Origin of the sequence: Alcaligenes parafaecalis, assembly GCF_026344135.1 — a bacterium.
In the GTDB taxonomy this organism is placed as follows: Bacteria; Pseudomonadota; Gammaproteobacteria; order Burkholderiales; family Burkholderiaceae_B; genus Alcaligenes; species Alcaligenes parafaecalis.
Genome location: NZ_JAPKNA010000003.1, coordinates 296,582 through 318,975, shown reverse-complemented (window position 1 = coordinate 318,975; position 22,394 = coordinate 296,582). Strand labels below are relative to the sequence as shown.

General features: G+C 57.2%; 22 protein-coding genes. 16 read left to right on the top strand and 6 right to left on the bottom strand.

All coding sequences use genetic code 11. The features are described from left to right. Positions 1 to 206: 206 nt before the first annotated feature. The 3 genes from OSH09_RS11970 (at position 207) to OSH09_RS11960 (ending at position 2,290) form a co-directional block, all read left to right on the top strand. Complete coding sequence (locus tag OSH09_RS11970) at positions 207 to 818, top strand: tetratricopeptide repeat protein (RefSeq protein ID WP_222667512.1); 612 nt, start codon at positions 207 to 209, stop codon at positions 816 to 818. Between the two features lie 169 nt (positions 819 to 987). After that, positions 988 to 1,497: a peptidylprolyl isomerase gene (locus tag OSH09_RS11965; protein ID WP_207873564.1), complete on the top strand. Its 510-nt coding sequence runs from the start codon at positions 988 to 990 to the stop codon at positions 1,495 to 1,497. Continuing rightward, on the top strand, positions 1,487 to 2,290 hold the full coding sequence (locus tag OSH09_RS11960; RefSeq protein ID WP_266121092.1) for a UDP-2,3-diacylglucosamine diphosphatase: 804 nt from the start codon (positions 1,487 to 1,489) through the stop codon (positions 2,288 to 2,290). Before OSH09_RS11965 ends, OSH09_RS11960 begins: the two co-directional genes overlap by 11 nt. A gap of 111 nt (positions 2,291 to 2,401) precedes the next feature. On the opposite strand, the gene OSH09_RS11955 is transcribed toward OSH09_RS11960, so the two are convergent. The 3 genes from OSH09_RS11955 to OSH09_RS11945 are packed head-to-tail and all read right to left on the bottom strand — an operon-like array spanning position 2,402 to position 5,722. Beyond that, a complete protein-coding gene (locus OSH09_RS11955; RefSeq protein ID WP_266121091.1) occupies positions 2,402 to 3,262 on the bottom strand; it encodes an undecaprenyl-diphosphate phosphatase in 861 nt (286 codons plus the stop codon). A 26-nt stretch (positions 3,263 to 3,288) separates the two neighbouring features. Further along, positions 3,289 to 4,872, bottom strand: coding sequence for a TerC family protein (locus OSH09_RS11950; protein WP_266121090.1), 1,584 nt, complete (start codon positions 4,870 to 4,872; stop codon positions 3,289 to 3,291). Positions 4,873 to 4,930: 58 nt separating this feature from the next. Continuing rightward, positions 4,931 to 5,722: an inositol monophosphatase family protein gene (locus OSH09_RS11945; RefSeq protein ID WP_207873560.1), complete on the bottom strand. Its 792-nt coding sequence runs from the start codon at positions 5,720 to 5,722 to the stop codon at positions 4,931 to 4,933. A 108-nt stretch (positions 5,723 to 5,830) separates the two neighbouring features. On the opposite strand from OSH09_RS11945, the gene OSH09_RS11940 reads away from it, so the two are divergent. The 11 genes from OSH09_RS11940 (at position 5,831) to OSH09_RS11890 (ending at position 17,249) form a co-directional block, all read left to right on the top strand. Further along, the gene (locus OSH09_RS11940) at positions 5,831 to 6,679 is read left to right on the top strand and encodes an RNA methyltransferase (RefSeq protein ID WP_266121089.1); all 849 of its coding nucleotides are present in this window, start codon (positions 5,831 to 5,833) and stop codon (positions 6,677 to 6,679) included. Positions 6,680 to 6,823: 144 nt separating this feature from the next. Then, a complete protein-coding gene (locus OSH09_RS11935) occupies positions 6,824 to 7,594 on the top strand; it encodes an IclR family transcriptional regulator (protein ID WP_121738390.1) in 771 nt (256 codons plus the stop codon). Positions 7,595 to 8,227: 633 nt separating this feature from the next. After that, entirely contained in the window at positions 8,228 to 9,637 is a 1,410-nt protein-coding gene (locus OSH09_RS11930) for a short-chain fatty acid transporter (protein WP_207873558.1), read from the top strand. Between the two features lie 9 nt (positions 9,638 to 9,646). Next, on the top strand, positions 9,647 to 10,927 hold the full coding sequence (locus tag OSH09_RS11925) for an amidase (protein WP_266121088.1): 1,281 nt from the start codon (positions 9,647 to 9,649) through the stop codon (positions 10,925 to 10,927). A 57-nt stretch (positions 10,928 to 10,984) separates the two neighbouring features. Continuing rightward, positions 10,985 to 12,667 carry a malonate decarboxylase subunit alpha gene (gene mdcA / locus OSH09_RS11920; RefSeq protein ID WP_207873556.1) on the top strand — a complete coding sequence of 561 codons (1,683 nt, stop codon included), beginning with the start codon at positions 10,985 to 10,987 and terminating at the stop codon, positions 12,665 to 12,667. A gap of 34 nt (positions 12,668 to 12,701) precedes the next feature. Further along, on the top strand, positions 12,702 to 13,052 hold the full coding sequence (gene mdcC, locus OSH09_RS11915; RefSeq protein ID WP_026484239.1) for a malonate decarboxylase acyl carrier protein: 351 nt from the start codon (positions 12,702 to 12,704) through the stop codon (positions 13,050 to 13,052). Continuing rightward, a complete protein-coding gene (locus OSH09_RS11910; protein ID WP_266121087.1) occupies positions 13,049 to 13,951 on the top strand; it encodes a biotin-independent malonate decarboxylase subunit beta in 903 nt (300 codons plus the stop codon). The genes mdcC and OSH09_RS11910 overlap by 4 nt, the downstream gene beginning before the upstream one ends. Continuing rightward, complete coding sequence (mdcE, locus tag OSH09_RS11905) at positions 13,948 to 14,661, top strand: biotin-independent malonate decarboxylase subunit gamma (protein WP_207873554.1); 714 nt, start codon at positions 13,948 to 13,950, stop codon at positions 14,659 to 14,661. Before OSH09_RS11910 ends, mdcE begins: the two co-directional genes overlap by 4 nt. Then, positions 14,661 to 15,365, top strand: coding sequence for a malonate decarboxylase holo-[acyl-carrier-protein] synthase (gene mdcG / locus OSH09_RS11900; RefSeq protein WP_266121086.1), 705 nt, complete (start codon positions 14,661 to 14,663; stop codon positions 15,363 to 15,365). The genes mdcE and mdcG overlap by 1 nt, the downstream gene beginning before the upstream one ends. Next, on the top strand, positions 15,355 to 16,317 hold the full coding sequence (locus OSH09_RS11895; protein ID WP_266121085.1) for a triphosphoribosyl-dephospho-CoA synthase: 963 nt from the start codon (positions 15,355 to 15,357) through the stop codon (positions 16,315 to 16,317). The genes mdcG and OSH09_RS11895 overlap by 11 nt, the downstream gene beginning before the upstream one ends. 2 nt (positions 16,318 to 16,319) lie before the next feature. Further along, positions 16,320 to 17,249, top strand: coding sequence for a malonate decarboxylase subunit epsilon (locus OSH09_RS11890; protein ID WP_266121084.1), 930 nt, complete (start codon positions 16,320 to 16,322; stop codon positions 17,247 to 17,249). Between the two features lies 1 nt (position 17,250). Here OSH09_RS11890 and OSH09_RS11885 read toward each other — a convergent pair whose 3' ends face one another. From OSH09_RS11885 to OSH09_RS11875, 3 genes are all read right to left on the bottom strand, one after another. After that, on the bottom strand, positions 17,251 to 18,186 hold the full coding sequence (locus tag OSH09_RS11885; protein WP_207873550.1) for a LysR substrate-binding domain-containing protein: 936 nt from the start codon (positions 18,184 to 18,186) through the stop codon (positions 17,251 to 17,253). Between the two features lie 207 nt (positions 18,187 to 18,393). Next, a complete protein-coding gene (locus OSH09_RS11880) occupies positions 18,394 to 19,206 on the bottom strand; it encodes a mechanosensitive ion channel family protein (protein WP_207875943.1) in 813 nt (270 codons plus the stop codon). A 524-nt stretch (positions 19,207 to 19,730) separates the two neighbouring features. Then, positions 19,731 to 20,345 carry a class I SAM-dependent DNA methyltransferase gene (locus OSH09_RS11875; protein WP_266121083.1) on the bottom strand — a complete coding sequence of 205 codons (615 nt, stop codon included), beginning with the start codon at positions 20,343 to 20,345 and terminating at the stop codon, positions 19,731 to 19,733. An 88-nt stretch (positions 20,346 to 20,433) separates the two neighbouring features. Here OSH09_RS11875 and OSH09_RS11870 point away from each other — a divergent pair, with 88 nt between their 5' ends. Both OSH09_RS11870 and OSH09_RS11865 read left to right on the top strand, forming a co-directional pair. Further along, positions 20,434 to 21,432, top strand: coding sequence for an LLM class flavin-dependent oxidoreductase (locus OSH09_RS11870; RefSeq protein WP_207873548.1), 999 nt, complete (start codon positions 20,434 to 20,436; stop codon positions 21,430 to 21,432). Then, positions 21,429 to 22,355: a LysR substrate-binding domain-containing protein gene (locus tag OSH09_RS11865; RefSeq protein WP_266121082.1), complete on the top strand. Its 927-nt coding sequence runs from the start codon at positions 21,429 to 21,431 to the stop codon at positions 22,353 to 22,355. Before OSH09_RS11870 ends, OSH09_RS11865 begins: the two co-directional genes overlap by 4 nt. Positions 22,356 to 22,394 lie beyond the last annotated feature (39 nt).

Sequence of the window (22,394 nt, the reverse complement as noted above, 5' to 3'; positions counted from 1 at the left end):
TTCCGTATTTCCCGCCCGGCAAGAGGCAAGGTTAGAATGATGGTCAATAAGTATAGCAAGCAGACCTCGTTAAAGGCAGCAATCTACCAACCTTCCTGGTCTTCAAGCCAGATTTTATAGGCGCCCCCTCTGTGTTCAGTACACCTAGACGGACTCGGTTTCTCGCTCCTTGCACCTTGGCCCTTTTGCTGGCCTTCGGTCACTCCGTGAGTGCTCAGTCCCTGCCCGATTTACCCCCACCCAGTGCGCGGGTAAACGATCCGCTGCTGGATATTGCCCCCGAACCTGAACGTGGCTGGAAAGGTCTGGCCCGTGCGCTGGACGTTCTGGCCCCCAGTGTTGATACTTCTTTGCCGCTCAGCGCAACGGAAGTCAGCCAGCGCATCAGCACCCTGATTGCCCAGGGCCGTCATGCCGACGCCTTGCAGGCCATTGAAAAGCAACTGGATCAGCGCAAGAACCGCGGCGAGCCCGGTGCCAACGTGCAACTGCTGTTCCTGAAAGCACGTGCCCTGTCGGCCAGTGGCGACCACAACGGTGCCATCGGCATTTATCAGGACATGACCACCTATTACCCGGAGCTGCCCGAGCCCTGGAATAATCTGGCGGCTGAATATATTGCGCAAGACAAGCTGGATCTGGCTCTGGAAGCCCTGAAAATGGCCCTGACCGCCGATCCATCCTATGCGCTGGCGCGCGCCAATATGGGTGAAGTGCAACTGATGCTGGCCAATGACACCTACCGTCAGGCTGCCGCCAGTGGTGTGCCCAAAGCCGCCCAGCGTGCACAACAAACGGGCAAAATTCTGCAACAATAAGATTTTTCCTTGACTGGGTTGTCCCTATCTTATGTTTGCAAGCACATTTCAATGGTGTGATCAGGCTCGCGGCTTGCGCACCCTGCTTATTGCTGCCTGTATGGCTATGCCTATGATGAGCAGTCCGGCTATGGCAGCAGATTCTTCCACTTCTTCTGAAGGCACTTCTATGAGCACCTCTCCACGCGTCCAACTGCAGACGAATCAGGGCACTATCCTGATCGAACTGAACGCAGAAAAAGCCCCTAACACCGTAGCCAACTTTGTGGACTACGTGTCCAGCGGCTTTTACGACGGCACCGTGTTTCACCGCGTGATCAACAACTTCATGATCCAGGGCGGCGGTTTTGAGGCCGACATGAAGCAGAAAGCCACCAACGCACCTGTCAAGAACGAAGCCGACAACGGCCTGAAGAACGACAAGTACACCCTGGCCATGGCTCGCACGTCCGACCCACACTCGGCCACAGCTCAGTTCTTCATCAACGTCGCTGACAACGACTTCCTGAACTTCACCGCTCCTACTGCCAATGGCTGGGGCTACGCCGTATTTGGCCGCGTGATCGAAGGCATGGATGTCGTTGATAAGATCCGTACCGTGCGCACCGGCAACAAGGGCTTCCACCAAGACGTGCCTGTTGAAGACGTCGTTCTGGAAAAAGCCACGCTTGTCGAATAAGCTCACGCTTTCGGGCAAGATCTGGATTGCCGCGGACCTGCATTTGGGTCCGGACAATCCAGACACCGTCCAGGATTTCTTGCAGTTTCTGCACTCCGCCCAGCATCAAGCCAATGCCTTGATTCTGGGCGGTGATATTTTCAATGCCTGGATTGGTGACGATCAAATCGCCCACCCTGCTCCCTGGCTGGCTCAAGTCAGTGAGGCGCTGCGTACATTTGCGCAGCAGCACCCGCTTTATCTCATGCGCGGCAATCGCGACTTCTTGCTGGGCCAGACCTACGCCCGCCATGTCCACGCCACGCTATTGCCCGATCAAGTAATCCTGGATACCTCTGCCGGTCTGGTTTTGATGTCGCACGGCGATGAGTATTGCCTGGACGATCTGGCCTATCAACGCTTTCGCTATTGGGTACGCAAACCCTGGCTGCAAAAGCTGTATCTGGCCTGCCCCTTGAGCCTGCGCCAGCGAATTGCCGACTCGGCCCGTGCGGGCAGCCAGCGCGGCAAGCAATACAAGTCCAAAGAGATTATGGATGTGCAGCCAGCGGCTATTGTTGCGGCCTGCCAGGCACATCCTGTGCACGCCATGGTGCATGGCCATACACATAGACCGGCAGTGCATGATATTCCCGGCTTTGAGCCAGTGCGCCGTTGGGTGTTGCCGGATTGGGATGCCGAATCTGACAGTGCCAAACGTGGCGGTTTTATCAGCATCGAAGGTGCACAACTTTGCTTGCACCAATGGGGTAAAGAGGATCAGTGCCAGACGCTGAAACCTCAGCAAGTGTGACTCCGTCTCCAGCCAATTAGGTTCAAGTTCCCTTCAGAACAGCCCAATAAAAAAATCCCCGGAGGCATGTCAACCAAGCGGGGATCTCGAAACCTCTAAAGCGGCAAAGGGCTACGTCATCAGCCACACAAACAGTACTCCGCCCAGCGCAATGCGATACCAGGCAAAGGGACGATAAGTACGGCTGGACACAAAACGCAGCACCGCCTTCACCAGGAACAGCGCGCTAAAGAACGCTGCAACAAAACCCACAATAATCGCGGTGCTTTGATCAGCACTTAAAGACGCACCATTGCGATACAGGTCATACACTGTGGCGGCCAACATGGTGGGCATAGCCAGGAAGAAAGAAAACTCCGTGGCAGTCTTGCGCTGAATACCCGCCAGCATGCCGCCAATAATCGTGGCGCCAGAGCGCGACGTACCGGGCACCATCGCCACACATTGCGCAAAACCTACTACCAAAGCCTGCTTCCAGGTGATTTCTTCTAACGCAAAGGCGGTGGCCTTTTGTGAGGTCGCCGTTTCACCCTGATCCGTCTCGGACGTATTTTTCGCATACTGCGGCTTGCGCTCTACCCACAACATCAGCAGGCCACCCAACACCAGTGTGAATACAAACACAATCTGGTGATGGAACAGCGCTTTTACGTACTGGATCGTCAAAGCACCAATCACTGCCGCGGGCAAAAAGGCAATCAGCAGATTGCGCGTGAACATCATCTCGGTACGGTCACCGCGCAAGGTTCCCATAATCAGTTGAATCAGGCGGGCGCGGAAAATCCAGATCACGGCCAGAATCGAACCGAACTGAATCACGACCTCAAACACCTTGGCATCACCTGAGGAAAAATCAATCCAGGAGCCCAGAATCAGCAAGTGTGCCGTACTGGAGACCGGGATAAATTCCGTAATCCCTTCAATAATCCCCAGAAACAGGGCTTTCAGCAGATAGATAGTTTGCTCAGTCATGTTGCGTGAATCAAAGCCAATAAAAATTAAGATGCCAGGAACGGATCGATTTGTTCATCATCGTAGGGCACACGCTCCAGGCTGACCTGGGAAATACGACGCCCTTCCAGCTCTTCAACCTTGAAGCGATAAACCGCATCGCTCTGTTCAAGAACACACACATCGCCCACCTTGGGCAACTGGCCAAAACGCGTCAGCAGATAGCCCGCCAGGGTGGCATATTCTTCCTCTTCATCGACCAGACCATCTACCCCCAGCATTTGCTCCAGATGATGCAAGTCGGTAGAGCCGTCCAGCAGCCAGTGATCCTGAGACTCCTGGATGATATCGGGGGTTTCATCCTCGCTGGGGAAATCGCCCGCAATTGCCTCGAAGATATCCAGAGGCGTGACCAGCCCTTCAATTGTGCCGAACTCGTCAGTGACCATCACCAACTGCCCACGACTTTGCTTGATGGTTTCCATCAGGTCCAAAATCCCGATGGACTCATACACAAAGACCGGCTGACGTAATTGGTCCACACGGATATGACCATGAATCAGCAGGTCTGCCAGTAACTCTTTGCTTCGACCAATGCCAATAACCTCATCAAGCGAACCGCGACAGACCGGCACCATGCTATGAGGTTCCTGCGTCATTTTTTCGCGCAGGACTTCCGGAGAGTCCTGAATATTGACCCAGGTAATGGCGTTACGCGGCGTCATCACCGAATGCACGGTGCGCTCGGACAAGGTCAGCACGCCGCTGACCATATTGCGTTCTTCCTGACCAAAGACCATTTGCTCGCCACTGCCGGGCAAATCCGGCCCAGTCGTGGCCTCCCCCGAGGCCGGGCGTTTGCCCAACATACGCAAGACAGCCTCAGCCGTCCGTTCACGCATGGGACGACCCGCTTGCAGCAAACGCAACTTGCGCCGCGCCAACTGGTTGAACATTTCGATCAGGATGGAGAAGGAAATGGCCGCGTACAGGTAACCCTTGGGTACATGAACGCCAAAGCCTTCCACCAGCAGGGAAAAGCCGATCATCAACAAAAAGCCCAGGCACAGAATCACCACCGTGGGTCGGCTGTTGATATAAATCGTCAGGGGTTTGGAGGCCACCAGCATGATGCCAATCGCAATAACCACCGCGGCCATCATGATGGGCAGGTGTTCCACCATGCCGACAGCGGTAATCACCGCGTCGATGGAGAACACCGCATCAAGCACCACAATCTGCGCCACGATGACCCAGAAGCTGGCATACATGCGTGAACCGGAGGCATGTGCACTACGGTTTTCAATACGCTCGTGCAGTTCCAGCGTGCCTTTGAACAACAAGAAGAAACCGCCCACGATCATGATCAGATCGCGGCCTGAGAAATCCAGGCCCAGGACAGACACCAAAGGATCGGTCAACTGCACCAGGAAGGACATGACCGTCAGCAGGCCAAGACGCATCAGCAAGGCCAGCGAAAGACCCAGCACACGAGCCCGGTCACGCTGCGCCGGAGGCAGCTTGTCGACCAAAATTGCAATGAACACCAGGTTATCGATGCCCAACACAATTTCCAACACTACCAGTGTGAGTAACCCAACCCAGGCGGTCGGGTCCATCAACCACTCCATCTCAGCTCCTTGGCGCTGTGATTAAAAGAACACCCCGGCAGTGCCGGGGTCTAGGTTCTTAATCTTGCAGGTGCGACAGCATCTGAATAAAGATCTTCGGGCTGGCGGCAATCACGTTGCCGGTTTCTTTCCAGGTTTGCTCGCCTTCAAAGTCGCCCACCAGACCACCGGCTTCAGTCACCAGCAAGGTGCCGGCAGCCAGATCCCAAGGTTTCAGGTTGACGGCGCAAAAGCCATCCAGACGACCGGCAGCCACATAGGCCAGATCCAAAACCGTTGCACCCACGCGACGCACAGCCGCACATTCGGCCAACATATCAGCAAATGGGGAGGTCGATTTCACGCCTGCGCCCGAATCAGGCACGTGTGCACCGATCAAGGCGTCGTGGTAACGAGTCTGGCCCGACACACGAATACGGCGATCGTTCAGGAAAGCACCGCCCCCACGACTGGCAGTAAACAGCTCGTTGCGGGTAGTGTCATAAATAACGGCATGGGCAGCCTGACCACGGTGCATCAATGCAATCGAAATGGCGTAGCAAGGAAAACCGTGGATAAAGTTGGTGGTGCCATCCAGCGGATCAATCACCCACTGGTATTCAGGAGTACCTTCGCCTGCGGGTTCCAGCGGTGGGCGCTCGCCCGTTTCCTCGCCAATGAAACCGTGGTCGGGATAGGCTTCGCTCAACACTTCAATGATGGCTTCCTCTGCTGCGCGATCCACTTCCGTGACATAATCTTTAGGGCCTTTACGCGCAACCGACAGGTGCTGGAGGTCTAGACTGGCGCGAGAGATAATAGTGCCGGCACGGCGAGCCGCCTTGATGGCGGTATTGAGCATCGGGTGCATGGAAATTCCGTTTTTTTAACAATAATTGAGCCTGCCTGGCGTGCCCTGTTGCAGGGCAAAATCGCGTGAGCAGACACAGGAAGCGTAGCTTCAAAGTAGCTATTTTAAATGACTCAGACGCAAGCATCGGCATTTGATGATAATTTTCACCGGGTTCGCTTCATTATGGTGCAACCCAGCCACCCTGGAAACGTGGGCGCAGCAGCGCGAGCGATCAAAACCATGGGCTTTGGCGACTTATGTCTGGTCGACCCGCTGGACCCGGACGTTGCACAAAACCCTCAGGCAATCTCGCTAGCCAGCGGTGCCGTAGACGTTTTGGAGCGGGCAACGATTGTCCCTACCCTGGCACATGCGCTGGAACCCGTCACCCTGGCTTTTGCCCTGACGGCCCGCCCCCGCTACCTGGGGCCACCGGCGGCGGATATCCGGCAGACTGCCGAACTGAGCCGTGAGCACCTGCGCCAACATGCAGGCACGGTCGCGATTGTATTGGGCACCGAGCGTGTTGGCCTGACCAATGATCACATCAGCCAGTGCCAGTATGTGTGCCATATCCCGGCCAACCCTGAATACAGCTCCCTGAATGTCGCCCAGGCTTTGCAACTGGCTGCCTGGGAATTGCGCTATGCCCTGCTGGCCGAAAGCGGTGCCAGCTTGTTGCCTAATACCGACGGTAAAGCAGATCCCGGTAAAGAACTGGCCCCTCAGGCCAAGGTGCAAGCCTTGCTGCAACACTGGGAGCAGGCCATTGAAAGCGTCAAGTTCCTGGACCCCAAACACCCCAAGAAGCTGGTGCCCCGCATGCAGCACCTGTTGGGGCGCGCCCAGCTTAGTTTGGACGAAGTCGATATGTTGCGTGGCCTGTGCACCGCCATGATCAAAACTGCGAAAACAGCGGGCCACCCTATCCCCGAACAGCGCAAAGACGAGTCGGCAGGCCCGGAACACCGCTAAAGTCCATACTCGACGGCTCTGTCCCTCATGCCCGCTTCACCCAGCGGGCATTGTCTTGAATGCGCGATCACACAGTGGACACTTTCTCGGCTGGCGTATATTCTTACTGAGTTACTTTTCGGTAAGCATTAGCTGTTTTCAAGCATGAACACTCCCGAGACCGTAGAACCGCAGGATCAGGCTGGGCCGCGTACCTTGCAACGCGGCCTGCTGGTGCTCAAGACTTTGCAAAATCATCAAGGCAAAGGATTGAGCGTGACTGACCTGTCGCGCGCCACCCAATTGCAGCGCCCCACGATCTATAGACTGCTGGCCGCCCTGATCGATCACGGTCTGGTGCAAAACAGCAGCCATAGCCGCCGTTACAGCGCCACGCGCCAGGATCAGGGCCTGTTTGGACTGGACCCGCGTGTCACCATCATGCAGCCCATCATGCAGGAGCTGGCTCAGCTTACCGGCGATGCGGTCTTTCTGGTGGGACGCGATGGTGATGATTCCATCAGCCTGTGGCGCGAAATCGGCCCCTACCCGGTGCAGATTCTGGCGACCTATGTAGGCAAGCGTCAGCCTTTAGGGGTAGGTTCCGGTGGCATGGCCTATCTGGCGACCTTGGGCGACGAGGCCATCGAACAGATTATCGAGCGCAATGCCAATCAGCTTGACCAGTACGGCGGCATGACTCAACGCGAGATGCGTCAACTGGTCACCAACACCCGTATTCGTGGCTACTCGGTCGTAGGCAACTACGCGGTGCGTGGCGCTTTGGGTGTGGGCTGTGCCCTGTGCGACCACAAAGGCCGCCCGATTCTGGCCATGAGTGTCACCGCCATTACCGAGCGCATGCCAGCACCACGCCAAAAAGAAATTGCCGGTTTACTGCGCGATGCGCTGGATTCAGTGGCCGACAAATTTTAGGTCTGGGCGGATTTCCGTCTCTGAGCGGTGCCGGGACCGTTAAAACCCTCATCAGCACACAGCGCTCCCTGTGTGCTTTTTTACGTTTCAAACCTCGTTCCCTCTACCTGCTTTTCCAATCAACGCAGATGGCTCATCCAAGCTCAGCCTGTCAAGACGAGGGAAACTACGCCGACGATAAGCCTGGCCCCTCCCCAAGCAGCACTCATCCCAAGATGGCTCCTGAAAAAAGCCGCCCAGTTTCAAACAGCGCCCTGCCCCCATTCAAACTGATCCTCTAATCAGTTCGTTTTAGCTAAATATCTCCATCTGCAAGAAAACAGTCCGCTTTATACCCAAAGCCGCCTGTACAAACGCCTGCACACCCTTATCTCCCTAGGGTTAACGCGCCATCGTTTCGCCTCGCGTAAATAAACCGACATTTGCTTTATTGATCCCCTGCCGGGCCTGTCGCTATCTTGTGGGCACAACGATAAGCCCCCTAAGGGACACGCCATAAAAACAAGGAAGGCGAGATACAGGCAACAGTCAACACCGAGGAGTATGCGCTAGCGGGACTGTGTATCCAGCATCCGAATCCAGAAGCCGACCCACTAGCCAGGTCGGGGAGACAAAAACAAGGATAAGTTCATTATGAACACCACTGCTACCATCTCGGCCAAACCCAGGCCAAACTTGCTAACCCGTTTCACCAATATCTGCGTGCGTTACGTAGAAAAATGGATGCCCGACCCGTATTTATTTGCGGTCATCCTGAGTTTGCTGGTTGTTGGATTGATTGCCCTGTTTGTCGATGGCGCCACCCCCGGAGGAATGGTGGATGCCTGGTATCGCGGCGTATGGGGACCCAAAAGCATTTTCACTTTTGCTCTGCAAATGGTGCTGATTCTGGTGACGGGCTACACCCTGGCCGAAGCCCCTCCTTTAAAACGCGCCATCATCTGGCTGGCTTCCCGCGCCCGCACTCAAGTTGAAGGTGCCCTGCTGTGCTTTGCTGTGGGCTCGATCTTTTGCCTGTTGAACTGGGGCCTGGGTCTGGTTGCCGGTGCCCTGGTGGCCCGACAAGTCGCCCGTCGTCTGCCCAATGTGCATTTCGGGTATCTGATTGCCTCGGGCTATATGGGCTATCTGCTCTGGACTCAAGGTTTGTCCAGCTCCATTGCCCTGGCCAATACCGACCCCAGCAGTCCCATCAACGTCATCCATCAACTGACGGGCATGACGGTGCCTTTCAGCCTGACCATCTTCCAGCCCTATAGCTGGATTCCGGTTGTAGCCTTGATCATCCTGCTGTTTCTGACCATCTGGCGCATGGAGCCGGACTACGCCTTGCCGCCCGATCCAGCCGTCTTTGCCGATATTGAAAAAGACCTGCCCAAGGACAAGCCCAAGACCCCCGCTGAAAAGCTGGAAAATCTGTGGATTCTGAATGTGCTGTTCTTTGCCGCGGGTATGTACTACTTCGTGCGCAGCGGCTTTGCGCTGAACATCTCATCCATGATCATGCTGTTCACCGTGACCGGTGCCCTGCTGCACTGGACCCCTATCCGCTTTATCAAAGCGTTTGTCGAGTCCGCCAAGACCGCTGGTCCGCTGATTCTGCAATATCCGCTATACGGCGGCATCATGGGTTTGCTGGCCTACATCCCCATGGATGGCGGCCGTGCGCTGGAAGAGATTCTGTCCTCGGCCCTGGTCACCGGCGCCAATGAATACACCCTGCCCTTTTTGACCTTCATCGCCTCCATCATCATCTCGCTATTTGTCCCTTCGGGTGGCGGACACTGGGGGGTGCAAGGCCCGATTGCCGTGCAGTCCGCTCTGGCGATTGGTCAGGACAGCCCCGCCTATCTGGGCCTGATGTCCATGGCCGTAGCCTTTGGTGAAGCCGTTGCCAATATGATCCAGCCCTTCTGGCTCCTGCCCGTACTGGCCATTGCCCGCCTGAATGTGCGACAAGTGATGGGCTTTACCGTCGTAGCCTTTTTGATTGGCACCGTCATTTTGACGATTGCTATTCTTATTGCTCCTTTCACGCTCTAAGGACCCGCCATGTCTGTGACTGATTTCGCTGCCCGAAACAAGACATCCAGCCAGGAGGCGGCAGAAGCGGCTATTGCCCGCTATGAGCAAACTGAGGATCTGATTCAGGCCTTTGCCCATCTGGACAAGGAGCAGGTACGGCGTGTTGCCCAGGATCAAGCGCAGAGCACCGGCCCCCTGAAGGGGCTGGTGGTCGGCATCAAAGACCTGATCAATACCGCCGATGCTCCAGCCACCTATGGCTCGCCCATTTACCGGGACAACCGCCCCACGCAGGATGCCGCCATTGTGCAGGCATTGCGAGCTGCCGGAGCGGTGCCTTTTGGGAAAACCGTGACCACGGAATTTGCCCTGTTCAGCCCCCCTAAAACCCGCAATCCCTGGAATCTGGAGCACACGCCGGGCGGTTCATCGTCGGGCTCCGCGGCGGCGGTGGCCGCCAATGTAGTGCCCGTCGCTTTGGGCACACAAACGGCCGGCTCAGTCATACGTCCGGCCACGTTCTGCGGTATTTACGGCTTCAAACCCAGCTTTGGAGCCCTACCCAGCAGCGGGCTGAAAACCATCAGCCCCTCTTTGGATACCCTGGGGATTTTGGGCCAGCGTCTGGAGGATGTGCGCCGTGTTTTCAACGCACTGCGCAGTACGCCAGAAGTATCGCAAGTCCTGCTGCAAGCCCCTTTGCGCCTGAGCTTTTTGCACACACCCTGGTGGGAGGATATTGCCGAGGATCTGCGTGATCGACTGGAAGCAAGCGTCGGCCATCTGAAAACGGATGATGGCCAGTTTGAGGTTCAGCTTAGCGACAAGGACAAGCTGTTTGGCGAACTGACCTACGCGCAGCAAGCCGTCATGGGGGCTGAGGTACTGGCCCATTTAAGCCATGAACGCCAGCAGCACCTGGAACTGCTCTCGCCTGCCTTGCAAACCTATCTGGACAAGTGTGCACAGACCCAGCCCGCCGAACTGATCCAGGCCCAAAGCCTGATCAATCAGGTCAAGCGCCATCCCGAGCTGATCTTCGGCGACGCAGACCTGATCCTGTGTGCGGCCGCCTTGGGCGAAGCCCCCACGCGTGAAACCACCGGCGATCCGGTGCTGTGTCGTGCCTGGACGGCACTGGGCATTCCATGCATCAACTTGCCCATCGGCTTTGGCAATCACGGGCTTCCTTTGGGACTGCAAGTGGCCGCCCGCCCCGGGCAGGACGACCTGCTGCTGGAAGCGGCCACCCGCATTGCCCATCGCCTGGGCACATTAACTATCGCGCTGCCTGAACTGCGATCCTGAAGGGTCAGGCAGCTTATTTAACGGATCACATCGACAGAGGTATGACAGGGAAACCCAATGACGGACAGCAACTGGAATCTTAAGAATCAAGCCCGCCAGCAAAGACTGCAACGTGCCAGCCGCGCACTGGGAGACTCTTTGCAAGGCAAAATATGCAGCACGGATAAAGCCAGCGCCTTGCTGGAAGCCGTATTACAAGTAGGAGATCGAGTATGTCTGGAAGGCAATAACCAGAAGCAGGCCGACTTTCTGGCCGACGCACTGGTAGGAGTCGACCCAGCGCAGATTCATGACCTGCACATGGTGCAATCCGTGCTGGCTTTGCCCCAGCATCTGGATGTGTTTGAGAAAGGCATTGCCAACCGCCTGGACTTCAGCTTTTCCGGCCCGCAAGGTGCGCGCCTGGCCAGGCTGGCTTCGGCAGGACGGCTGAACATCGGTGCCATTCATACCTATCTGGAGTTGTTTGCCCGTTACTTTGTAGACTTGACCCCGAATGTCGCGCTCATCGCGGCCCAGGCCGCCGATGAGCACGGCAATCTGTACACCGGCCCCAATACCGAGGACACTCCGGCCATTGTGGAAGCCACCGCATTTTCCGGCGGCATTGTCATCGCCCAGGTCAACGAGCTGGTCGATAGCAAGACCACCCGCCTGCCGCGCGTGGACATTCCCGCCGACTGGGTGAACTTCGTGGTGCCTGCTCCACGCCCGCACTTTATTGAACCGCTGTTTACCCGCGACCCCGCTCAGATCAGCGAAATCCAGGTCTTGATGGCCATGATGGCGATCAAGGGCATCTATGCGGAATACGGCGTACAACGCCTGAACCACGGCATCGGTTTTGATACTGCCGCCATTGAATTGCTGCTACCCACTTACGGTGAATCGCTGGGCCTGAAAGGCAAGATTTGCCAGCACTGGGCCCTGAATCCTCACCCTGCCCTGATCCCGGCCATTGAAGCCGGTTGGGTGCAATCGGTGCACTCCTTCGGCTCCGAGCTGGGCATGGAAAACTATCTGCGCGCCCGTTCCGATGTGTTCTTCACCGGCCCGGATGGCAGCATGCGCAGCAACCGCGCTTTTTGTCAGGCAGCAGGCCACTATGCCTGCGATCTGTTCATCGGCTCCACCTTGCAAATCGACCTGCATGGCAATAGCTCCACCGCCACGCTGGGCCGTATTGCCGGTTTTGGTGGTGCCCCCAATATGGGTGCGGATGCACGCGGTCGTCGCCACGCCAGCCCGGCCTGGTTGAAGGCCGGTCAACAAGCCCGTGCCGGACGTCAAGGTGCAGCCGGTACGCCACGTGGTCAGAAGCTGGTCGTGCAAATTGTGGAAACCTTTCGCGAACACATGACCCCCGCTTTTGTGGACACTCTGGATGCCTGGACTCTGCAAGAACAGACCGGCATGGATCTGCCTCCCATCATGGTGTACGGAGACGATGTCACCCACATCCTGACTGAAGAAGGCATCGCCAATCTGTTGCTGTGCCGTACCGACGAAGAACGCGAGCAAGCCATACGCGGCGTTGCGGGCTACACACAAGTAGGTCTGGGACGCGATGCCCGCATGGTGGAGAACCTGCGCGATCGCGGCATCATCCGCCGCCCTCAGGATCTGGGCATAGACCCACGCCAGGCCACACGCAATCTATTGGCCGCACGCAGCATGCGGGATCTGGTTCAAGCCTCCGGCGGGCTGTATCAACCCCCGGCACGCTTCCGTAACTGGTAATGGTCCGCCACGCTATTTGCATTAGGAGATCACGATGACAAACATTCCTCACGGCCTGGAAACCCTGGCCTACAGTTTCAAGGGACAAGAGCCCATTGGCACCTTCCAGCCTGTGCTGGTTGGCGTCGTCGGTTCGGGCAATCTGGAGGTGCTGGCCGAGCCCAAGGACAGCCCCGAATGCACCATCCACATTCATACCTCGGCACGTGGCTTCTCCACGATCTGGGATGCGGTGGTGCGGGACTTTCACCAGCGCCATCCGCTGGCCGGTATCCACTTTGACATCAACGATATGGGGGCCACCCCTGCCGTCGTCAGCCTGCGCCTGGATCAGGCCGCCAGCGAAGCGCTGGCACGCAGCCAAGCACAAGGAACACAGTCATGAGCAGTTATCTGGAATGTTCTGCCCGCCAGCGCGTCCAGGCTCTGTTTGACGCGAACAGCTTTCACGAATGGCTGCCCCCTGCCCAACGCTTGAGCAGCCCTCACTTGGCGCAGTTGGGTGTGCCCTCTTCCTTTGATGATGGCGTGGCCATCGGCCATGCTTTGCTGGGTGGGCAGACCGTGTATGTGGCGGCACAAGAAGGCGAATTCATGGGCGGCGGTGTGGGTGAAGTCCACGGTGCCAAGCTGGTTGGCCTGCTGCGCCGAGCCATGATCGACCGCCCTGCTGCTGTGGTGCTGCTGCTGGAGTCCGGTGGTGTGCGCTTGCACGAAGCCAATGCCGGGTTGATTGCTGTCTCCGAAGTGATGCGTGCCTTGCTGGATACACGTAATGCGGGTGTGCCGGTGATTGCTTTGGTCGGCGGGCAAAACGGTTGCTTTGGTGGCATGGGTATTGTGGCCCGCTGCACCAACCACCTGATCATGAGTGACGTGGGCCGTCTGGCCATGTCCGGCCCGGAAGTGATTGAAGCCTCCCACGGAGTCGAAGAATACGACTCCAAAGACCGCGCTTTGGTCTGGCAAACCAGTGGCGGGAAACACCGCTGGTTAACGGCGGATTGCGACGATCTGGTGTCCGATACCGTGGCCGCTTTCCGCGCCGCTGCCATACAAGGTTTGCAAAACCCGGCCCGTGGCCCCGTTACCCTGGAAGAGCTGGAACAAGAGCATCAGTTGCTGACACAACGTGCGGCCCTGCTGCCTGTGGAGCAATGGGATCACACCGAGAATCAGGCCCAGACCTTGTGGCAAGCGCTGGGGCTGGAACAAAGCGATCAAGTCGGGCAGATGGACGCTGCAGCCGTCAAAGCATTACGCAGCCAGGAGGCGCTGTCATGAAATGGGAAACACTGGTGCAATCGCTGTTCGATACGCAGCACAGCATTACCGAACAGGATTTGTTCTTGCAGGGCAATGCCGAGTTTGATGGCCAGACCCTGGCCGTTATCGGCACCACCGAACACGCCCCCATCGGCGTCGCCCTGGCACTGACCCAGGCACAGGCCGTGCTGGACACCATCAAGAACCATCCTGGCCGCAGCCTGCTGCTTTTGGTCGATACCCAAGGCCAGCAACTGCGCCGCCGCGATGAACTGCTGGGCATCAATCGCGCCATGGCCCATTTGGGCATGTGTCTGGATCTGGCCCGACGCAAGGGTCACAAGGTTATTGGGCTGGTGTACGACCAGGCCCTGTCCGGTGGTTTCATCACCTCCGGCCTGATTGCTGATGCCTGCTATGCCCTGCCCGAAGCCGAGATTCGCGTCATGCGCATTCCAGCCATGGCCCGCGTCACCAAGCTGCCCGAAGCCATGCTGGAAGAGCTGGCGCAATCCAATCCGGTCTTTGCGCCCGGCGTAGGCAACTACGTGGCGATGGGTGGCATTCAATCTGTCTGGGACAGTACCTCCCCCGAACAGTTACGTGCCTCCTTGCGTGCGGCACTGACCCAATCCAATGATCAGGATCACCGCGCCATTGATGGTGCCGAACGCGGTGGCCGCCGTCTGGCTGCCCAGATCATTGAACAGGTCTTGCAGGCATCCTGATGACAGCCCCGCTGCCCGCTCGACGTCACCACTTGATCACCCTGCAAAGCATCGCATGGGAACAAGTGCTGGCTGATCTGGAACCTGCCAGCCATGCCTATCAGTGCTTGCGCCAATGGCAGGCCAGAGGGTGGCCGCTGGTAGTCAGCCGTCAAGCGGGTGAACTGCGCAGCGGGCAACTTCAAGCAGGGATTCCTTTGCCCACGGATTGGGGACGGCAGCGTCTATCCCTGATCGTTCCCCACGCCTTCAGTCTGGCGTGGGGAGGCTTCCCACCTGCCCATGAGGCCCAGACTTTACTGCCCGTTTCCCTGGCGCAAGACTGGCTGAGCTTATGCCAGCAATTGCAGGTACAAGGCTGCATGGCACAGGTCTATGGCAGCTACGGCTGGGAATTGATCACCGGGCAAGGCTATGTACGTGAAGGCTCGGATCTGGATTTGATGCTGCCCGTGCAAAGTGCCACGCAGGCAGATCGTCTGGTCAAGATACTGACAGAAGCCGGTGACATCACAGGTCTGCCCCGTCTGGATGGCGAACTGCTGTTTCCCAACGACGACGCTATTGCCTGGCGCGAGTGGCAACAGTGGCGCAGCGGTGCCAGCAGCAAAGTCCTGATCAAACGCACTCATGGTTTACGCATTCAGGCACACTCGGATTGGCCCGAGCACGCCCCCATTCTGGAGTCTTCCCATGCTGCTTGATGTTATTGAACAGACGGTATTGGCCAAGCGGCCTGCTATCCAAGACTCCAACGATCCATCCCGTTCCTGGAGCTGCGCAGCCATAGGTCGAGCAGCCGTTCTGGCGCTGTATGACGAGCTGATTCTTGCCCCCAAACCGGGGCTGGTTTCCTTGCTCGACAGCGGCAGCCACGACGATATGGATGCCAGCACGTTTTATCGCAGTCTGTTTGCCTTGCGCCACTACTTCACCGACATGGCGGCCCTGGGCCAACAGCGTGTTCCATTCAGCCAACTGCAAACTCGCGGGATTGCAGCGGAAGCTCGCATGCAGGCAGCCACGGGGGGCATCAATACCCACCGTGGAGCTATCTTCATGCTGGGCTTGTTGTGCGCAGCCGCAGGCGCCTGCCTTCCTTTTCGCACCCTGACTCCCGCCACGATTCGGGACCAACTTCACACATTATGGGGGGCGGCTTTACAGGCCCGCAGCCTGCAAGCTTCGTCCGCACTGCCGGGCGGACGGGCGGTACGCCGCTATGGCTTGCAAGGCGCGAACCAGGAAGCAGCCCAGGGCTTTCCCACCTTGTTTGAAACGGCCTGGCCCGCCTGGCAAGTCGCTGTCAAAACTTTGTCTCCGCACAGCACACCAGTGGCAGAACAGCAGTTGCAGACTGTGGGTTTGCATACTCTCTTTTCTGTTATGGCGATCCTGGACGATAGTAATCTGGCCCATCGTGGCGGACTGGAGGGGCTACACTACGCGCGCCGCTGCGCCGCGCAGTATCTGCAGGAAGGCAGTGTTTTTACCCCGGATGCCCTGCAGCGCGCACAAGCTGTGCATCAGGCATTCATGGAACGCCGCTTATCCCCCGGAGGCGCAGCCGATACCTTGTCGGCCTGCTGTTGGCTGGACCGTCTGCAAGCCTATGCACCCGGTTGCGCCAGCCAGCGCCGCCCTACTGGAGCCTGACTATGAAAATCGCCCTGCTGTTTTCCGGGCAAGGCATGCAGCACGCCCAGATGCTGCCCTGGATTAATCCGGCACCCCCTTTGCTGCTGCACATGCAGGAGCAACTGCATGTCCCCGATTGGCGTGCTGCCATGCGCGATGCCCAGTGGGCCAGTACCAACGCTCATGCTCAAGTCGTGCTGACGGCATGCGCACTGGCGGCCTGGCAGGAACTGCAAGAACAGCTTCCTATTCTACAAGCGTCCTCTCAATCCCTGGTGGCGGTAGCAGGCTATAGCATTGGCGAACTGGCTGCCGCTTCAGTGGCGGGCGTTCTATCCGCCAGCGACACCGTCAAACTGGCTGGCCGACGAGCCGCCCTGATGGACCAGGCTGGAGCCGGACAAGACAGTGGCATGCTGGCGATCAGCGGGGTTTCAATTCGGACCATTGAACAATGGTGCGAGACACACGGCGCGGCATTGGCGATACGCAATGGCCCCGATAGTGCCGTATGTGCAGGCCCCCGCAGTCAGCTCGCCGCGCTGGAGAAATTCGCTCAGGAACAAGGGGCTCGTTGCACACCATTGGCCGTGAACATTGCATCCCATACCCATTGGATGAGCAGCGCGGCCCAAGCCTTTCAAGAGCAGCTCAATCAAAGCCAACTGGCTTCCCCAAAGGTGCCGTGGCCGACCAATGCCGGTGTCTGGGTGCATAACGCCGCCACCGCAGCGCAGGCTTTATCGGCGCAGATCATGCAAACCATGCAATGGGATTCCTGCATGGAGCAGATTGAAGAACGACAGCCAAATGTAGTGCTGGAAATTGGACCGGGGCGCAGCCTGGCGACCATGTGGAATCAGCGCTATCCGGAGATTCCGGCGCGTAGTGTGGACGAGTTTCAAACCCTGGACGGGTTGCAGCGCTGGTTATCCAGATGGGCGGGATAGCTCAGGCCGATTTCTGCCCTTCTTTTTCTAGCTGAGTCCGCACGATTCGGCAGGCCCGCAACAGGCTCAAGACATTCGGGCTGCGCTCGCGCGACTTCATGCAAACCAGGCCAATGCGTTGCGAATGTTGATACTGCGGCTCCAGACTTAGCCACTGAATCTTGTCAGAGAAAACTTCTTTGGCACGGGCAGGTAAAAGTGAGCATCCCACCCCTCCGCTAACCAGGCTCATCAAGGAAAAGATGTCTCCGGTGCGCATCACAATATCGGCATCGAACCCGGCTTTGGCCAACATGCGCTGCATGTCCCGACCTGTCGCAAAGTCATCAGTCAACGACACAAAGCGCTCCTTGGAACAGCGCTCCAGATCCACCACGGACGAGTCCGCGCCTTGCCAATCCATAGGAGCCGCAAACATCAGCTCATCATCAAAAATGGGCAGCACTTCCAGATCATCCGGCTGCTCTTGCGGCAGCTCGATCAAGGCCGCGTCGATATGACCACCCCGCAGCTTTTGCAGCAGCTTCTCGTTAGAGTCCAGGACCAGATCAATCTGCAATAAAGGCTTGTGGACCTTCAGCTCCACCAACAGACGTGGCACCAGACGAATCGTTAGCGAATACATCGAGCCAATGCGCAACTGATCCGAGGAATAACCTCCGGCTTCACGGGCAGCATCAATGCCATGCTGCAAGGTGCGTATGGTTTCTTTAGCCGCCTCGGCCAGTTCACGGGCCGACTCCTGTGGCACCAGATTGCGCCCTTCCTGCAAGAACAAGGGGCAGCGCAAGCCTTCTTCCAGGCTTTTCAATGCCCGATGCACACTGACGGCACTGGTGCCCAGTTGCTCGGCGGCGCGCGCAATCGTACCTGCTTCCAAAAAGGCCAGCAGAACTTCCAGGCGTCGTACCGTGATTTTTTCGTCGATCAGAAACATCGTGTGGGCAGCTAGAAAAACAGCGCGAAAGCAAAGAGTACAGTATGGGTGAAACCTGAAACAAACCCAATGCTGACTAACCCGAAAAAATGCCCCAAGCCGCTAAAAGCAAGGCTTGGGGCATTTCTATTTTAGATCAGAATCGCACGGGCCTGAACCCGACAAGATCATGTTCAGGGTCTGGAAATCAGACCCTGAACCCAGGACTTAAGCGGCCTTTTTCTCGCCACTCGTTTGCACGATTTCTCGTACAGGCACTGGAGTCTGCAAACCAGCCTCATTCAATACCTGAACAGCACGGCGGTACAGATCAAAACGGGCATCCCAGAAGTCTGCTGCATTGATCCATGCGCGCAAATTAACCGTGATCACGCTGTCCTTGTACTCCATGACCATAACCAAGGGAGCAGGGTCTTTCAGCACCTTGGGATGTTCATTGAGCAAGCCTTGCAGCAGCTTGATGGCCAGGTCCAGATCATCGCCATAACGCACGCCCACACCAAAGTCCAAACGGCGGGTCGGGTTGCGGCTGTAGTTGATGATGGGATTGCCCCAGATCAGGCTATTGGGCAGGGTGAACTGAATGCCATCCACTTGCTCAAAGCGGGTCAGGAACAAACCCACTTCCAGCACGGTGCCGTCGCCTTTACCGACGACCGACACGAACTCACCGGCACGCAAAGGGCGCAGCATCAAGAGCATGATGCCAGCGGCGATATTTTGCAGCGTGTTCTGCAAAGCCAGACCTACCGCCAAACCGGCAGCACCCAGCACCGCGATAATGCTGGCGGTCTGCACACCGAAACGAGCCAGTACCGCAATCAGCACAAAGATGCGAATCGTCCAGACCGTGACGGACTGAGCCATAGGCACAATGGTCGGGTCCACACGGGGAGAGCGAGCCGCCATTCGCTTGATCGCACGACCAGCGACGGCGGATAGCCACCAGCCAATAATCAGAATCAACAAAGCGATCACGACGTTAAGCGCAATCGCGACCACGGCGGGAAACTCTGTCATCCAGGCTTGCAATTTTTCCACGTTTCAATCTCCTCAATTAAAGGGCAAAGCACCGAAGGGACTGGCCGCTAAGGGTAAACATTGCTAGTGCGCATCATAGCCTTGGGACGGGCCCGAACCCAAGTTGGACAAGCACTCCATCTTATCCCCGAAAACTGTGGATAGCTCATAGGAAAAACTGGGCAAATCAGAAAAACAGGCTGAAGTATCAACCACTTAAAAAGGGCGAATAGAAAACAGCCAAATCGGAAAATAAGCGCCAGCTTATCCCCGTAAAATGTGGACAAGTCACAGGATAAACCGTGAATCACTGCACTTAAGGCAATTGAATCAAGCACTTAAAATAGCTGATCAGAGAATCGACAATTCTTTACCATTTTTTTTCCCCAGGACTCGCCCAGGCGACCGGAAACAGGCTTATCCACAAAAGATGTGCATAAAAATAGGGAAAACCCCTGTATTAACAATAAATCCCTATATAAAACAATCGTCTAAGTACCCAGGTCAGCGATTCACCATTTTGCTCACTCGGGGACCGGTACGCGCCACAAGGAAGCCAGCCAATGTTGCTCTTGCGGCGGCTTGTCAGTCGGACGATAAAAGTGATCAATATAGTCAAAGCCCGCCTGCTCCAGGCGCTGTGACCACTGCTCCCAATTGTAGTAACAGCCATAGCGCTGACCATGCCAACCTTCTTGTCCTTCCCCACGTGGATTCGAGGCAAACAAGACTCCTCCCGGTCGCAGGCTATGCCGCAAAGCAGCCAGCACACCCGGCAGTTCTGCGCTTGGAATATGGAATAAAACAGCATTGGCAAACACGCCATCAAAGGCGGCGGCGGGCAGTTTCAAATCCAGAAAATCCTGGTGCAAAACTGTCAGGCCGGTTTGCTGACGGGCCATTTCCACAAAGGCGGCACAACCATCCAGACCAACAGGGCGATGGCCCATTGCCTGAAACGCCACCAGATCCCGACCCGGTCCACAGCCCAGATCCAGAATATCCACAGGCCCCTGTGCCGCTATGGCGCTCAACAAGGCCTGACGATTCTGGCTGACGTCATGATCCCAGGTGCCGTCCCGATAGGCCAGCGCATGGTCCTGGTAATGATTGACGGTGCGACGACTGGTTTCTTTCATCTGAACATCCTTGCCTATGCTATGGGTTTACTTGACGCTGCCTAACGATGGCTCGACTATATCCCGAGTCCAATTTGAATCTGATGCCATGACGCCAAGCTATCCGCTCTCCGTTCTAGACCTGTCCCCTATTGTTCAGGGTTCCACCCCGGCCCAGTCTTTTCGCTGTTCGGCGGACATTGCCCGTCATGCCGAGCAATGGGGCTATCACCGTTACTGGCTGGCCGAACACCACGGCATGCCCGGTATTGCCAGCGCGGCCACATCGGTGCTGATCGGGCACATTGCCAGCCAGACCAGCCGTATCCGCGTGGGCGCAGGCGGCATCATGTTGCCCAACCATTCGCCGCTAGTTATCGCCGAACAGTTTGGAACACTGGCCTCTCTCTACCCCGGCCGTATCGACCTGGGCTTAGGCCGCGCCCCCGGTTCTGACCCCGAAACCGCCCGTGCCTTGCGCCGCAATCTGAACAGCGACCCCGACCAGTTCCCGCGCGATGTGCTGGAGCTGATGGACTACATGTCCGACGAACCACGCAACCGCATCATGGCCGTGCCAGGCCGAGGCTTGAATGTGCCTGTCTGGATTCTGGGTTCCAGCTTGTTCGGGGCTCAACTGGCGGCCGCTCTGGGTCTGCCCTATGCCTTTGCTTCGCATTTTGCACCTGCTCAGTTGATGGATGCTATTGAGGTTTACCGCCGTCAGTTCCAGCCATCCGTACATCTGGAAAAGCCGTACGTCATGCTGGGCTACAACGTCTTTGCCGCCGACACGGAAGACGAAGCCAAGCTGCTGGCCTCCTCCTGGCAACAGTCCTTTGTAAACCTGCGCAGTGGTCGCCCCGGCCAATTGCCACCGCCCGTACAGGACTATTACGAGCAATGCAGTCCACCGGCGCAACATCTGCTGGATTCCTTGCTGAGCTGTACCGCCATTGGCAAGCCGGAGCAAGTGCTTGAGCAGATGAAGGGTTTCATCCAACTGACGGGCGCAAACGAGCTGATGCTGAACGCCAATATTTTTGACCACAAGAAGCGCCTGCGCTCCTACGAGATTGCCGCCGAGCTGCGCGGCAGTCTGGTATGAACCCACGTCACCTTCAAGAAACGGCACTGCGCTACTTCCAGGAAGTAGCGCGTTGTGGCTCTATTTCGCAGGCAGCCAGCAATTTGCATGTGGCCACGTCTGCCATTAGCCGCCAGATCAGCGGGCTGGAAGAAAACCTGGGCATGGCTCTGTTTGAACGCCATGCCCGTGGCATGAACCTGACCGCGGCAGGTGAACTTTTGCTGGCCCATGCGCGCCGCAGCGCCATGGATGCCGAGCGCACCTTGCACGATATTGCCGCTCTGCAAGGACTGCAAACCGGCTTGATACGTATTGCTTCCTCTGAAGGTCTGGCGGCTCAGTTGCTGCCCCAGTGCATTGCCCAGTTCCGTCAGAAGCATCAGGGCATACGTTTTCAACTGGACGTACTGCCCCCCCACCGCATCACCATGCTGTTATTAAGTGGCCAGATAGATATAGGCATCAAGTTCACCCAAACGGCTGAAAAAGACATCAAGACCTTGTTCCGCCGCGATGCCCCGGTAATGGCTCTGGCTGTTCCCGGTCACCCCGTCACCCGCACCGAACGCATCAGCCTGAAAAGCCTCCTGGCCCACCCATTGGCCTTGCCCGGTCCGGACACCACCGTGCGGCAAATGATGGATGTGGCCTGCAGTGCGCAGAACCTGAGTCTGGACCCGGTGTTCAGCAGCAACCATATGCAGTCCTTGCATCAATTTGCCTTGTCCGGCGCAGGCGTGACTGTCTCGGCCTTGCTGTCCGCCCGCCATCTGATTGAGCAAGGTTTGCTGCAAGCCAGTTTCATCCATGAACGCGGTCTGCTGAACCGCCAAATCGAAGTGCAGGCCCTGGCTGGCCGCCGCTTGCCCTCTATTGTTCGCCGCTTTCTGGACGAGTTGCTGCCACAGCTTGAAGTCGACCCGCTAGCCTTGCCAAAATAGCAACGCTGGCCTGCTTATTTGTTGCTGGTTCGGCATCAT

What these genes read in the sequence shown, in the direction of transcription:
- OSH09_RS11950 (WP_266121090.1), bottom strand. Translation starts at nt 4,872, where the DNA reads ATGGAGTGGTTGATGGACCCGACCGCCTGGGTTGGGTTACTCACACTG.
- OSH09_RS11910 (WP_266121087.1), top strand. Translation starts at nt 13,049, where the DNA reads ATGAGCAGTTATCTGGAATGTTCTGCCCGCCAGCGCGTCCAGGCTCTG.
- OSH09_RS11895 (WP_266121085.1), top strand. Translation starts at nt 15,355, where the DNA reads ATGCTGCTTGATGTTATTGAACAGACGGTATTGGCCAAGCGGCCTGCT.
- mdcE (WP_207873554.1), top strand. Translation starts at nt 13,948, where the DNA reads ATGAAATGGGAAACACTGGTGCAATCGCTGTTCGATACGCAGCACAGC.
- OSH09_RS11945 (WP_207873560.1), bottom strand. Translation starts at nt 5,722, where the DNA reads ATGCACCCGATGCTCAATACCGCCATCAAGGCGGCTCGCCGTGCCGGC.
- OSH09_RS11935 (WP_121738390.1), top strand. Translation starts at nt 6,824, where the DNA reads ATGAACACTCCCGAGACCGTAGAACCGCAGGATCAGGCTGGGCCGCGT.
- mdcC (WP_026484239.1), top strand. Translation starts at nt 12,702, where the DNA reads ATGACAAACATTCCTCACGGCCTGGAAACCCTGGCCTACAGTTTCAAG.
- mdcA (WP_207873556.1), top strand. Translation starts at nt 10,985, where the DNA reads ATGACGGACAGCAACTGGAATCTTAAGAATCAAGCCCGCCAGCAAAGA.
- OSH09_RS11930 (WP_207873558.1), top strand. Translation starts at nt 8,228, where the DNA reads ATGAACACCACTGCTACCATCTCGGCCAAACCCAGGCCAAACTTGCTA.
- OSH09_RS11955 (WP_266121091.1), bottom strand. Translation starts at nt 3,262, where the DNA reads ATGACTGAGCAAACTATCTATCTGCTGAAAGCCCTGTTTCTGGGGATT.
- OSH09_RS11875 (WP_266121083.1), bottom strand. Translation starts at nt 20,345, where the DNA reads ATGAAAGAAACCAGTCGTCGCACCGTCAATCATTACCAGGACCATGCG.
- OSH09_RS11965 (WP_207873564.1), top strand. Translation starts at nt 988, where the DNA reads ATGAGCACCTCTCCACGCGTCCAACTGCAGACGAATCAGGGCACTATC.
- OSH09_RS11890 (WP_266121084.1), top strand. Translation starts at nt 16,320, where the DNA reads ATGAAAATCGCCCTGCTGTTTTCCGGGCAAGGCATGCAGCACGCCCAG.
- OSH09_RS11870 (WP_207873548.1), top strand. Translation starts at nt 20,434, where the DNA reads ATGACGCCAAGCTATCCGCTCTCCGTTCTAGACCTGTCCCCTATTGTT.
- OSH09_RS11940 (WP_266121089.1), top strand. Translation starts at nt 5,831, where the DNA reads ATGACTCAGACGCAAGCATCGGCATTTGATGATAATTTTCACCGGGTT.
- OSH09_RS11880 (WP_207875943.1), bottom strand. Translation starts at nt 19,206, where the DNA reads ATGACAGAGTTTCCCGCCGTGGTCGCGATTGCGCTTAACGTCGTGATC.
- OSH09_RS11885 (WP_207873550.1), bottom strand. Translation starts at nt 18,186, where the DNA reads ATGTTTCTGATCGACGAAAAAATCACGGTACGACGCCTGGAAGTTCTG.
- OSH09_RS11925 (WP_266121088.1), top strand. Translation starts at nt 9,647, where the DNA reads ATGTCTGTGACTGATTTCGCTGCCCGAAACAAGACATCCAGCCAGGAG.
- OSH09_RS11865 (WP_266121082.1), top strand. Translation starts at nt 21,429, where the DNA reads ATGAACCCACGTCACCTTCAAGAAACGGCACTGCGCTACTTCCAGGAA.
- mdcG (WP_266121086.1), top strand. Translation starts at nt 14,661, where the DNA reads ATGACAGCCCCGCTGCCCGCTCGACGTCACCACTTGATCACCCTGCAA.